The organism is Nocardioides cremeus, from assembly GCF_030518195.1.
Lineage (GTDB): Bacteria > Actinomycetota > Actinomycetes > Propionibacteriales > Nocardioidaceae > Nocardioides > Nocardioides cremeus.
On the sequence record NZ_JAULSC010000010.1, the window covers coordinates 123,389 to 135,444 of the forward strand.

11 protein-coding genes are annotated in these 12,056 nt (G+C 68.9%); 6 read left to right on the forward strand and 5 right to left on the reverse strand.

What is annotated here, in order from left to right; all coding sequences use genetic code 11:
• Positions 1-108 precede the first annotated feature (108 nt).
• Positions 109-1,548, forward strand: coding sequence for an IS607 family element RNA-guided endonuclease TnpB (gene tnpB / locus QWJ41_RS11980; RefSeq protein ID WP_302708488.1), 1,440 nt, complete (start codon positions 109-111; stop codon positions 1,546-1,548).
• A gap of 195 nt (positions 1,549-1,743) precedes the next feature.
• Here tnpB and lexA read toward each other — a convergent pair whose 3' ends face one another.
• Positions 1,744-2,478, reverse strand: a complete 735-nt coding sequence (lexA, locus tag QWJ41_RS11985) for a transcriptional repressor LexA (protein WP_193670118.1) — start codon at positions 2,476-2,478, stop codon at positions 1,744-1,746.
• Between the two features lie 324 nt (positions 2,479-2,802).
• On the opposite strand from lexA, the gene QWJ41_RS11990 reads away from it, so the two are divergent.
• Positions 2,803-3,129, forward strand: coding sequence for a LysM peptidoglycan-binding domain-containing protein (locus tag QWJ41_RS11990; RefSeq protein ID WP_302708490.1), 327 nt, complete (start codon positions 2,803-2,805; stop codon positions 3,127-3,129).
• 167 nt (positions 3,130-3,296) lie between these two features.
• Positions 3,297-4,121 carry a methyltransferase domain-containing protein gene (locus QWJ41_RS11995; RefSeq protein WP_302708491.1) on the forward strand — a complete coding sequence of 275 codons (825 nt, stop codon included), beginning with the start codon at positions 3,297-3,299 and terminating at the stop codon, positions 4,119-4,121.
• A 1-nt stretch (position 4,122) separates the two neighbouring features.
• Here QWJ41_RS11995 and QWJ41_RS12000 read toward each other — a convergent pair whose 3' ends face one another.
• Together QWJ41_RS12000 and QWJ41_RS12005 are read right to left on the reverse strand one after the other, a co-directional pair.
• Entirely contained in the window at positions 4,123-4,533 is a 411-nt protein-coding gene (locus QWJ41_RS12000) for a VOC family protein (RefSeq protein ID WP_302708493.1), read from the reverse strand.
• 94 nt (positions 4,534-4,627) lie between these two features.
• On the reverse strand, positions 4,628-4,993 hold the full coding sequence (locus QWJ41_RS12005) for a hypothetical protein (RefSeq protein WP_302708495.1): 366 nt from the start codon (positions 4,991-4,993) through the stop codon (positions 4,628-4,630).
• Positions 4,994-5,386: 393 nt separating this feature from the next.
• On the opposite strand from QWJ41_RS12005, the gene nrdR reads away from it, so the two are divergent.
• The 3 genes from nrdR to QWJ41_RS12020 all read left to right on the forward strand — a co-directional run bounded on the left by nrdR (position 5,387) and on the right by QWJ41_RS12020 (position 9,992).
• Positions 5,387-5,866, forward strand: coding sequence for a transcriptional regulator NrdR (gene nrdR / locus QWJ41_RS12010; protein WP_302708496.1), 480 nt, complete (start codon positions 5,387-5,389; stop codon positions 5,864-5,866).
• Between the two features lie 192 nt (positions 5,867-6,058).
• Entirely contained in the window at positions 6,059-8,974 is a 2,916-nt protein-coding gene (locus QWJ41_RS12015; RefSeq protein WP_302708498.1) for a vitamin B12-dependent ribonucleotide reductase, read from the forward strand.
• 325 nt (positions 8,975-9,299) lie between these two features.
• Positions 9,300-9,992 (forward strand): hypothetical protein, encoded by a 693-nt coding sequence (locus QWJ41_RS12020; RefSeq protein WP_302708500.1) that lies wholly within the window; start codon positions 9,300-9,302, stop codon positions 9,990-9,992.
• A gap of 5 nt (positions 9,993-9,997) precedes the next feature.
• Here the strand turns inward: QWJ41_RS12020 and QWJ41_RS12025 are convergent, their stop codons facing one another.
• Both QWJ41_RS12025 and QWJ41_RS12030 read right to left on the reverse strand, forming a co-directional pair.
• On the reverse strand, positions 9,998-10,678 hold the full coding sequence (locus QWJ41_RS12025; protein ID WP_302708502.1) for a hypothetical protein: 681 nt from the start codon (positions 10,676-10,678) through the stop codon (positions 9,998-10,000).
• Between the two features lie 107 nt (positions 10,679-10,785).
• On the reverse strand, positions 10,786-11,931 hold the full coding sequence (locus QWJ41_RS12030) for a DUF3427 domain-containing protein (RefSeq protein WP_302708503.1): 1,146 nt from the start codon (positions 11,929-11,931) through the stop codon (positions 10,786-10,788).
• Positions 11,932-12,056 lie beyond the last annotated feature (125 nt).

The window sequence follows — 12,056 nt, forward strand, 5'->3', positions numbered from 1 at the left end:
GAACCCCCGCCCGCGTGACGCGGACGGGGGTATCGGCACCGAGTGTTCACCCACGGTTCGGCGGTGGGTCGAGTCTGGAGCCAGGCGGAGCGGGGAGCCTCAGAGGGCGTGTCCCTATTGGCGGCACTGTCGGTGCCGGGCGGCACCATCGGTTTCGTGCCCGTTGCCTCCGGATCCGCTGACACGCTCATGTCGCACACCGGTGTGCCATTGACCCGGGCCACGACGTTCAAGTTCACCCTCGACGTGAACGACGAGCAGCACCACCGACTCCTCGCGCACGCCGGCGCGTCCCGTCTGGCGTTCAACCACCACCTCGCGCGGGCGAAGGCGAATCTCGATCAACGCGCCGCGGAGAAGTCCTACGGGCTCGACGAGGCGGACCTGACACCGGCGCTGTCATGGTCGAAGGTCAGTTTCATCAACGAGGTGAACGCCTGGAAGGACGGTCGCGCATCCGACGCCCGGGTCACGGTTCTTGACGATGGCACGGTCGTTCGCGGGCTCCCGTGGCGCGCCGAGGTGTCCGCGGACGTGTTCGAGACCGCGTCGGTGAACGCCGCGCAGGCGTTGAAGAACTGGGCCGACTCCCGCAAAGGCGCCCGCGCCGGGAAGGCTGCGGGGTTTCCGCGGTTCAAGTCCCGCCACCGCACTACCCCGAAGTTCAGGATCCGGGCGAAGTACAAGGAGGGGGCCACCCCGTCGGTCCGTCCCTCCTCGGCACGGGCCATCACGTTCCCCAAGCTCGGCGAGCTCCGCGTCCGGGAGAAGACCCGCCAGCTGCGCCGCCTCTACGAGAGGGGCCGGTTCCACGCCTATGCCGCGACGTTCACCTACGACCGTGGCCGCTGGACGGTGACCATCACCGGGGTCGCCGCGCAGCTGCACCACCAACGCCGCAACCCCGAAGCTCCCAGGCGCACCCAGGCTCGGGTCGGGGTCGACCTGGGCGTCAAGACCCTCGCCGTCGCCGCTGATGAGCACGGTAGCCAGCTCCGCGTGTGGGAGGGGGTGAAAGCACTACAAGCAGCCCAGGCGCGCCTGAAGCTGGCCAACCAAGCTCTCGCGAGAACCAAGCGGGACTCGAACGGCCGGCGCAAGGCAGCACGACGCCTGGGCAAGATGCACGGCCGGGTCGCCGCGGTGAGGAAGGCGCTGCTGCACAGCATCTCCTCCGAGCTCGCGAAGGGTTCTGCGGTCCTGGTGATCGAGGACCTCAACGCAGCCGGCATGCTGCGCAACCGCAAGCTCGCGAGGCACATCTCGGATGCCGGGTTCGGGGAGCTGCGCCGCCAGATCGAGTACAAGTCCGCCTGGTACGGCACCGAGCTGATCGTTGCGGACCGGTGGTTCCCCTCATCGAAGACCTGCTCCGGCTGCGGTGCCGTGAAGGCCGACCTGACCCTCGCCGACCGGATCTACGAGTGCGCCGCGTGCGGCCTGGTCATCGACCGCGACCTCAACGCGGCCATCAACCTGGCCCGCTACACCCCACCCACAGACCCCGAGGGCACGAAGACTTCACCGCCGCTACCCGCGGCAGCCTGACACGCGCAACAGTGTGTCCGCGCCTGGATGGACCGGGCCGTAGAGCCGACCGCCACCCCGCTACAAGAAGGGGCCCTGGGTCGGAACCGAGACAAGACCACCACGTGTGGCCCTCGGATGGCAACCAAGAACCACCGCCCCGGAGGGGGCGGTGGTCAAGGGAAGTCAGTGCGTCCCGAATAGGGACACACCCAGTCAGACGCTGCGCAGCACGGCGGTGACGACGCCGAGGATCGAGGCGTGGGTGCCGTCGATGGGCTCGTAGGCGTCGTTGTGGGGCAGCAGCCAGACCTTGCCGTCCTTGCGCTGGAAAGTCTTGACGGTGGCCTCCTCACCGATCAGGGCGGCGACCATCTGGCCGTTGCTGGCGGTCTGCTCCTGGCGGATCACCACGTAGTCGCCGTCGCAGATCGCGGCGTCGATCATCGAGTCGCCCGAGACCTCGAGCAGGAACAGCTGGCCGTCGCCGACGAGCTGCTGGGGCAGCGGGAAGACCGCCTCGACCCGCTCCTCGGCCAGGATCGGGCCGCCGGCCGCGATCCGGCCCACGACCGGCACGTAGGAGGCCTGCGGCATGGTGTTGCCGATGTCGGTCTCGTCGACCGAGCTCTCGTCGGCCGAGGAGATCGCCTTGCGGCGCGCCATCAGCTCGGGCAGGAAGACCTCGAGCGCCCGGGGGCGGTGCGGGTCACGCTTGAGGAAGCCCTTCTCCTCGAGCACCTTGAGCTGGTGGGAGACGCTGGAGGTGCTGGTCAGGCCGACGGCCTGGCCGATCTCGCGCATGCTCGGCGGGTAGCCGCGGGTCTCGATGGCCTCCTTGATACAGGCCAGCACCTTGACCTGGCGCGGGGTCAGGCCGGTCGCGTCAGGGGGCCCGTCGGGCAGCTCTGCGACGCCCCGCTTGCGGGGGCCGCCGTCCTTGGTCGCCATCGTGTGCCTTTCGTGCGCGAGGCCCGAGCCGGGGAGTCCGCTCGGATGGTCGTGGGGTCCACGCTATCGCCGCGGGGGCCCGACTTCAAACACCTGTTCGACTGCGTGTCGCGAGCGGCGATGGAGCCTCGCCGCCTCGAACAATTGTTCGCGCCACCCCTTGCGTGCGTCGAACACCTGATCTAGTCTCGCTCATGTGTTCGATCGAACACCTGCTCGATCCGGCGCTGGATGGCCGGCTCGAACGGGACTGTCGGTGGTCGTCGGTAGACGTCACCTCGCAGCGATCAACCACCCGACCACCCCCTTCCCCAGGAGGTCCCGATGAGCACGATGACCCTCACTCCCGCCCCGTCCACCACCGTGCGCCTCACCCGTCGCGGCCGGCTCGTGGTGCTGGCGCTCGGCCTGCTGCTCGTCGCCCTGGTGGGCGTCGTCCTGGCCGGTGGCTCGATGGCCACCAGCGAGTCCGGTCCCACGCCGGCGACCGAGATGATCACCGTCGGCACCGGCGACACGCTGTGGGCGATCGCCGCCGAGCGCGCCGAGGCCGGCGACGTGCGTGAGGTCATCGAGCGCATCCAGCGGCTCAACTCCCTCGACGGTGGCCTGGTGGTCACCGGTCAGCGGCTGGTCGTCCCGGCCGGCTGAGCCAGACGTCCGGGCGTGGGTCCGGGCGCGGCGGCCACCCGGCCGCCCACGATTTTCGCCGGTCGCCTCGACCCCGGCCGGCGAAACCAGGGGAAAGACGAGGGGCGGGCCCGCAGTGGGCCCGCCCCTCGCGCCATGTCCGGCTGCTCTTCGGTCAGGGTGGGGCCATGGGAGCGGCTCGCGGCGACGACGTGTTCGAGGAACGGCTGGCGCAGTGGCAGGCCTGGTGCGAGGCGCCGTGGGGCCGGCTGCGCTTCAGCGTGGTGCGCGAGACCCTGCGCCGCCAGGCCGAGGCGCTCGGTGCGGCCGGTGGCGGGCTGCGGGTGCTCGACGTTGGCGGCGGCGACGGCCGCGACGCGGTCGCGCTGGCCCGAGCCGGCCACCACGTGACGGTCCTCGACCCCGCGCCCTCCTGGCTCGCCGAGGCCCGACGACGCGCGGAGTCGGCCGGGGTGGGGGAGCGGCTGGTGACCGTCGAGGGGTCGATCGACGACCTGGGCCCGGTCGGTGGCGGCTTCGACCTGGTGCTGTGTCACTTCGTGGTGCACTACCGCCCCGCCGAGACCGGCGCTGCCGACGTACGACGTCTGGCTGAGGCGGTGCGTCCCGGCGGCCGGGTCTCGGTGATGGCGCCCAACCCCGCTGCCCGGGTGATCGGCCGGCTGGTGCGCGAGGGACCGGAGGCGGCGCTGGGGCAGCTCGCCAGCGACGACATGGAGTCGGCCACCTTCGCCACCACCGCTCGGGCGGTGCCGCCCGAGGAGGTCGAGTCGCTTCTCGTGGACGCCGGCCTCGAGGTGGTCGGCCGGTACGCCGCGCGGGTCGCCAACGACTACCTCGCCGACGACACCCCCAAGACCGACCCCGACTACTTCGCGGCGCTCGAACGCCTCGAGCTCGCGCTGTGCGACCAGGAGCCGTTCATCGGCCTCGGGGCGCTGTGGCAGCGCGTGGCGCAACGGCCGGAGGGGCCGGGCGCCCGCGAGCGGTGAGTCAGGAGGGCAGCCCCTGGGCGGCCATCCACTCGGGGTCCGGCGCGACGGGCTGGACCAGCTCGATCACCAGGCCGTCGGGCCCGGCGACCTGCATCCGCCGCTGTCCCCAGGGCTCGGTCACGAGCCGCTTGAGCAGCGGGACCCCCGCCGCGACCAGACGGTCGTGCTCGGCGTCGACGTCGGTGACGACCAGCGCCAGCATGGTGCCGCGCACGCCCGTGGCCGGCTCGACCCAGGTCTCGTGGTCGTGCTGCACGAAGTCCACGCTCAGGGCCTGGTCGGGGTGGCGGGTGCTGACGTACCAGCCGAGGTCGACCGCGACCTCGAAGCCGAGGTGCTCGCCGAGCCAGGAGCCGGCGGCGCTGGGAGCGGCGCTGGCGAAGGCAGCGCCGATCTGCGTGACCTGCATGGGGGGTCCTCTCCTCGTCCGGCCGGAGTCTCGACCCTGGCAGGCCGCGCTGGTGGGGCGCCACTGGTTTGCGGGCCGGCCGGCGAGAGGTGGGTCAGCGGGCGGCGCGCCGCCCGCCCGTCGGGGGAGGGGGCGCGTCGGGGTCGCGGGTCAGGCCCAGCGCCCGGGTCAGCCGGGCGATGAGCATCAGGCCGACGAAGAGGCAGGCCACGGCGCCGAAGGAGGCCAGGGCCAGGAAGAACCAGGCCGCGGACTCGCCGCCCCGGGCTTGGGTGCCGAAGTCGATGGCGGCGTACACGAGGTAGCCCCAGGCGACCACGGCCGCGGTGACCGCGATCGCCAGGCCCAGCAGCCGCGGCCGGAAGGTGCGCTGGGGGCGTTCCGCGCGGCGCGAGCCGGCGCGCTTGCCGGGGGTGCTGGTGGGGCTCTGCTCCGGCTGCTCTCCCACCTCCACGTCCACCCCCTCATTGTGTCGGACGCGACCCAGCGCCGGCGACTGGGTCGACGGTCGGGTCGGCGGTCGGGTCGACGGTCGGGCAGGGGCCCGTCGGGCGTGTCGTGGGCCGGTCCGGACCACCGATTCGAGGCGGTTCCAGGCCGCTGACCTGCGCCGATGCGAGCAGTGTGATCTGGAGCGCACCAAATTGTCGGTACGGCTTGCGCGCCTCGTGGTCCCGGGCGTACGGTTCCACTACATCTAGTAGTTACACCGGTGTAGTTATCCACATCTAGTTCACAGATGGATGCGGGATGGTGCACAGGTGAGCGGTTGTTCTCCACAGGGACGACCCCGATATCCACACCCAACCGGCCCCCGACGGGGGTTGTCCAGCGCGCCCGAGAGGAGGACTCGATGCACTGCCCCTACTGCCGTGCCACCGACACCCGGGTCCTCGACTCGCGGGTCTCCGAGGACGGTGGCTCGATCCGCCGCCGGCGTACCTGCTCGTCGTGCTCGAAGCGGTTCACCACCGTCGAGCAGATGCAGCTGATCGTGGTGAAGCGCTCGGGGGCCAGCGAGCCGTTCGTGCGCGAGAAGGCCGTGGCCGGCGTGCGCAAGGCGTGCAAGGGCCGCCCGGTCACCGAGGACCAGCTGGCCTGCCTGGGCCAGGTCGTCGAGGACACCCTGCGTGGGGCTGGTGCCGCCGAGCTGGCGGCCCACGAGGTCGGCCTGGCCATCCTCGGCCCGCTGCGCGAGCTCGACGAGGTCGCCTACCTGCGCTTCGCCAGCGTCTACCGCCAGTTCGCCTCCGCGGCCGACTTCGAGGACGAGATCGCCATGCTGCGTGCCGAGCGCCTGACGCTCGACACCGAGCCCCAGCCCACGGGCTGACACAGACCGCCCGGCAGGTAGTGGGGAAGCTGCCTGCCGGGCGCACCACCTCTTCCCTCCCGCACCACCCGATGTCGGTGGTCGCAGCGACCATCGGGATCCAGCAGCAGCCCAACAGCAGCCCAACAGCAGCGCAGCACCAGACCAGCAGCAGACGAGCACCCCTTAGACCGGGACACAGAGGAGCACGGCATGACCGAGACGGTGAGCGGCGCAGGAGCCGACGCAGCGACCAAGGGCCAGGGCAAGGGCCTGACGATGGAGCGCGTCTTCAGCACCGAGGGGGTGCACCCCTACGACGAGCTGACCTGGGAGAGCCGCGACGTCGTCCAGACCAACTGGAAGACCGGCGCGACCGTCTTCGAGCAGCGCGGCGTGGAGTTCCCCGCCACCTGGTCGGTCAACGCCTCGACGATCGTCACCACCAAGTACTTCCGCGGCGCGGTCGGCACCGACGCCCGCGAGCGCAGCCTCAAGCAGCTCATCGACCGCGTGGTCACCCAGTACGTCAAGGGCGGCGTCGACCACGGCTACTTCGCGACCAAGGCCGACGCCGAGGTCTTCGAGCACGAGCTGACCTGGCTGCTGGTCAACCAGTACTTCTCCTTCAACTCCCCGGTCTGGTTCAACGTCGGCACGCCCTCGCCGCAGCAGGTCTCGGCCTGCTTCATCCTGTCCGTCGACGACTCGATGGACTCGATCCTCAACTGGTACAAGGAGGAGGGGTTCATCTTCAAGGGCGGCTCCGGCGCCGGCCTGAACCTCTCGCGCATCCGCTCCTCCAAGGAGCTGCTCTCCTCGGGCGGCACCGCCTCTGGCCCGGTCTCGTTCATGCGCGGCGCCGACGCCTCGGCCGGCACCATCAAGTCGGGCGGCGCGACGCGGCGGGCGGCCAAGATGGTCGTGCTCGACGTCGACCACCCCGACATCGAGGAGTTCGTCGCCACCAAGGCGCGCGAGGAGCACAAGATCCGCGCGCTGCGCGACGCCGGCTTCGACATGGACCTGGGCGGCGAGGACATCACCTCGGTGCAGTACCAGAACGCCAACAACTCGGTGCGCGTCTCCGACGAGTTCATGCGGGCGGTCGAGGAGGGCACCGAGTTCGGGCTGCGCTCGCGCGGCACCGGCGAGGTCATCGAGACCGTCGACGCCCGCGACCTGTTCCGCAAGATCTCCACCGCCGCGTGGGAGTGCGCCGACCCTGGGCTGCAGTACGACGACACCATCAACGACTGGCACACCAACCCTGAGACGGGGCGCATCACCGCGTCGAACCCGTGCTCGGAGTACATGTCGCTCGACAACTCCTCGTGCAACCTGGCGAGCCTCAACCTGCTGAAGTTCCTCAAGGACGACGACACCTTCGACGCCGAGCTGTTCGCGAAGGCCGTCGAGGTGATCATCACCGCGATGGACATCTCGATCTGCTTCGCCGACTTCCCGACCGAGCCGATCGGCCAGACCACCCGCGACTACCGCCAGCTCGGCATCGGCTACGCCAACCTCGGCGCGCTGCTGATGGCGATGGGCCTGGGCTACGACTCCGACGGTGGCCGCTCGATGGCGGCGACCATCACCTCGCTGATGACCGGTGTCTCCTACAAGCGCTCGGCCGAGCTGGCCGGCGTGGTGGGCCCCTACACCGGCTACGCCCGCAACGCCGACGCCCACAAGCGCGTGATGCGCAAGCACCAGGCCGCCAACGACACCGTGCGCACCCTGCACATCGCCGACTCGCAGGTGCACAAGCTGGCCACGGCCGCGTGGGCCGACGTGCAGAAGCTCGGCGAGACCAATGGCTTCCGCAACGCGCAGGCCTCGGTGCTCGCGCCCACCGGCACCATCGGCTTCATGATGGACTGCGACACCACCGGCATCGAGCCCGACTTCTCGCTGGTGAAGTTCAAGAAGCTCGTCGGCGGCGGCTCGATGCAGATCGTCAACCAGACGATCCCGCGGGCGCTGAAGAAGATGGGCTACCAGCCCGAGTCGATCGAGGCGATCGTCGCCTACATTGCCGAGCACGGCCACGTCATCGACGCCCCGGGCCTCAAGCAGGAGCACTACGAGGTCTTCGACACCGCGATGGGTGCGCGCGCGCTGGCCCCGATGGGCCACGTGCGGATGATGGCGGCCTGCCAGCCGTTCCTGAGCGGTGCGATCTCCAAGACCGTCAACCTCCCCGAGACCGCCACGGTCGAGGAGGTCGAGGACGTCTACTTCCAGTCCTGGAAGCTCGGTCTGAAGGCGACGGCGATCTACCGCGATTCGTGCAAGGTCGGCCAGCCGATGTCCTCGGGCAAGGGCGAGAACAAGGGCACCGACTCCAACAAGGCGGCGGACTCCGCGGTGGAGACCAAGGTCGTGGAGAAGGTCGTCTACGCCCCGACCCGCAAGCGCCTGCCGAAGTCGCGCGTCTCGCGCACCACGTCGTTCACCGTCGGTGGCGCCGAGGGCTACATGACCTCGGGTGCCCACGAGGACGGCGAGCTCGGCGAGATCTTCCTCAAGCTCGGCAAGCAGGGCTCCACCCTGGCCGGCGTGATGGACGCCTTCTCGATCGCGGTCAGCATCGGCCTGCAGTACGGCGTCCCGCTGGAGACCTACGTCTCGAAGTTCACCAACCTGCGCTTCGAGCCCGCCGGTCTCACCGACGACGCCGACGTGCGGATGGCGCAGTCGATCATGGACTACATCTTCCGCCGCCTGGCCCTGGACTACCTGCCCTTCGAGGAGCGCGAGGCCCTGTCGATCTACTCGGCCGACGAGCGCCAGCGCTACCTCGAGACCGGCTCCTACGAGCCCGTCGAGGAGACCGGCGGCGCCGCCGAGCTGGTGGACACCCCCTCCGTTGGTCGAGCAGCGAGCGAAGCGAGCGTCGTCGAGACCGAGCCCGTCGAGGTCCACGACACCGACGGCAGCAACCAGCGTGAGGTCCCGGCCCAGCGCGACACCTCGGGTGCGCACACCTCGGCCGAGCTGATGGAGAAGATCACCGGCACTGCGGTCGACTCCCCGCTCTGCTTCACCTGCGGCACCAAGATGCGCCCCGCAGGCTCCTGCTACGTCTGCGAGGGCTGCGGCAGCACCTCCGGCTGCAGCTGATGTAGAGACGATGTCAAGAACGTCGGGCCCGCCACTTACAAGTGGCGGGCCCGACGTGGTTGTCGGTGGATACGGCTAGAAAGGTAAGCAACCCGCCAGTCCCTGGGTCGAGACAGGACGGAAGGTCATGTCGACACCCGAGCCCCCAACCCCGAAGCGACACCGCCGCCCGTCGGCAGCCGAGATCACACCCGAGACGCCGATCTGGTGTCCGAGCTGTCAGCGATACCAGCCAGCATCTGACTTCAACCGTGAGTCCGGACGCTCTAGTGGACTTTCCACTCGTTGCCGTGAGGCGCAGGCGGCGCACCGAAGTCGGCCCGACGTGCGTCAGGCGGAGCGCGCCCGTCGGCGCAAGCGTTACCGGGAGGACCCCGAAGTTCGTGCTCGAGTAGCTGAAGCAAGCCGCCAATGGCGACTCGTCAATGGCGCTGCGCAGTTGGTCCGATCACGCGCTCGCCTGCAGGACATCGTCGACCAGTGGAAGGCCACTGGCTGTGTTGATTGCGGTTGCGGAGACATCCGTGCGATCGATCCAGATCACCTGGACAGCGGCACGAAGTCGGGCCACGTCTCTCGTCTCGTGCAACTTTGCGCAAGCGAGGCCCGCATCCGGGCGGAACTGGCCAAGTGCGTTCCGCGCTGCGCTCGTTGTCACCGGCTGTTGACGCAGTCGCAGCGGCCAAGCGCCTGGCGGTCGGCGGAGCGGTTGCCTCCATCGTGGCGTCGTCGCCTGGACATGCAGGATCGCAACGACGCCATCAAGTTGTCGCTCGGGTGTTCGGATTGCGGCTGGTCAGAATGGGCGCGGGGACTCGATTGGGACCACGTGCGCGGCCGCAAGGTCTCAACGATCGCGATCCTGATCGCGAATGGACGGCCGTGGCCGGAAGTCCTCGAGGAGATGGAGAAATGCGACCTGGTATGCGCCAACTGTCATCGCATGAGAACTGTTGAGCGCAACGCACGGCTTGTCCGCCTCGACGCCGTCACGGTCGAAGCTGACGCGAAAGAGTGAGTCGACTACGAGCTGCGGGCGGTGGTCCGCTCCGAGTTCGCCGCCCGGAACGCGGTGAGGCGTTGCAGAGTGTCCTCAGCCACCACCTTGTCGACGGTCGAGCCATCGAGTTGTGGAAGCCACTCGCGGAGTTGTCGACCGGCTACGAACGTGACCCCCTCGACGACCGCGTTCTCGGGCACCGTGTGTTGTGCGGGACCCCAGACGACTACGAGCGGGGTCACAGCGATTGGTTGCTCGCGCGCTCGATGGCGAGCTCCGCGCTCCGGCCGCAGAAGCGACCGGCACAGCGCCTCGGCACGAAGGGCGCTCCTACGAGCGTCATTCGCCATGCGCGTCAGTTCGTCGCGATTGACGCTGCTGCGCCACTTCGAGTCCATGGCCACGAGTCCGCCAGCCCGGGTCACGACGAGACGATCGACGTCTCCAATGTTGAGGTTGATGCTGTCTACGCATCCCCAGATGAGTCTGTTGCGCCGCGCTCGCTTGAGCTCGTCGCGGGTGTTGTCCTCGCCCCAGGCGCCGCGGAGATGCCAGATCGCTTCACGGTCGTGAGCGAGAAAAGAGAGGAGAAGGAACTGTAGGTATACGGCGACGAGAAAGACGTGCGTAGCGCCAAGTAGGTACCACTTCCACGTCAGCATCGGCCCAAAGAACATCAGGGTGCCGGTGACGAACATCAGCAAGGCGATCCATCCGCCCGTCAGAGACAGCAAGAGCCGGCGGTTGCGCTTGGCCCACTCTCCGAAGCGTCGTCGGAAGACCCGGCGCGAGTATGGATGGAACTTTCTCCTCACTGAGCGGCCACCGTCGCAGAGGCCAGGAACTCGGCCGGAATGGCGTGCTCCAGCGACCACGTGATGGCGATCGGACGTTCACCGGTGTGGCCGGCGTACGACACGGGGCCCAGGAAGAGGTAGGGCGAGGTGCCGAACTCGTCCTTCTGTTCGTGCCGGACGAACAGCAGCACCGTGCTGCTGCCCGTCAGATAGCGCTGTCCGGTGGGGGAGACGACCGATGTGGTCGACTGCGACTCCCAATGGAAGGTCTGCGCGTCGATCGGGTAGTCGCGATACATCGTGGTGGGCGAGAAGTCCGACTCTGACTTCTTCAGCGTCACGAAAAGCATGTCTACGTTGAGGTCGGGCGAGTAGGCGACGCCCTGCATGACACTGGTCGGCTTGCGACTCAACGACGCGTAGTCCAACCCGGCCAGAATCTCCTCGCGCTGGTAGCGGCCATGGACTCGCAGCGGCACCTCGCCTAGCTCGCCTCCAAGCGCCAAGGTCTGGTGGCGCGCGGCGTCGAAGGACAGGTCGACGATGGCGCTCGCCTCACCAACTACGTGTCTGAGAGCTCGGGCCTGACGCAGGCCCTCGTCGTACGACGCCGGGGCTGCGCTGGGGTAGAGCGAGAAGAAGAGCATCCGAGCCAGCCGCTGCTCGCCCGGTGACAGGGCGTCCACGGCACCGCCATCGTCAGCCAGCAGCCGCTGGTAGGCCGCCGCGCGGACAGGGTCATCGACATGAGCGAGCGCCCGCATCCGCTTCAACAGTTCGCTTTCGCCGGGCTCGCTCTCTCCAGGGATGACCTGGGCATCGCGCCGCAAGGTGGTCCAGGACTTTGAGCCGGCCTTAAGCACATCAGAGAGCTCGAGACCGGATTCATCCAGGAAGGTGCCGAGGTCGTGCTGGGGGTGACGGCGCAGCTCGGCCACCATGTCCCTCCAGCGGTTGGCGACCTGGCCGCGGATGTTGTCGAGCACGATCTGTTGCGCTTGCCGATCCATGACGATCTGACACCCCGATGGCAGCAAGGGGAAGCCACGCTCGACCTCGCGCTCGAGGCCCTTTCTCGTGTGCCCTGTCAGCGCGCGCAGCTTGAGGTCGAAGCGGAACTCCTGGCGGTGATAGCCGACGAAGTCGAGGACGGTCAGCACGGCCTTGAAGCGCCCCAGGTTCTCGGCCGTTCCTATACGGGGTGCGGCTCTCGGTTGAGAGCAGCGTAGTGGGCTTGCTCGTACTCGACGGGCGGGATGTTTCCCAGGGTCGAATGGAGCCTGCG

Excerpts from the sequence above, each read along its gene's own strand:
- QWJ41_RS12000 (WP_302708493.1), bottom strand. The coding sequence starts at position 4,533 with ATGCAGGTCACGCAGATCGGCGCTGCCTTCGCCAGCGCCGCTCCCAGC.
- lexA (WP_193670118.1), bottom strand. The coding sequence starts at position 2,478 with ATGGCGACCAAGGACGGCGGCCCCCGCAAGCGGGGCGTCGCAGAGCTG.
- QWJ41_RS12015 (WP_302708498.1), top strand. The coding sequence starts at position 6,059 with ATGACCGAGACGGTGAGCGGCGCAGGAGCCGACGCAGCGACCAAGGGC.
- QWJ41_RS11990 (WP_302708490.1), top strand. The coding sequence starts at position 2,803 with ATGAGCACGATGACCCTCACTCCCGCCCCGTCCACCACCGTGCGCCTC.
- QWJ41_RS11995 (WP_302708491.1), top strand. The coding sequence starts at position 3,297 with ATGGGAGCGGCTCGCGGCGACGACGTGTTCGAGGAACGGCTGGCGCAG.
- nrdR (WP_302708496.1), top strand. The coding sequence starts at position 5,387 with ATGCACTGCCCCTACTGCCGTGCCACCGACACCCGGGTCCTCGACTCG.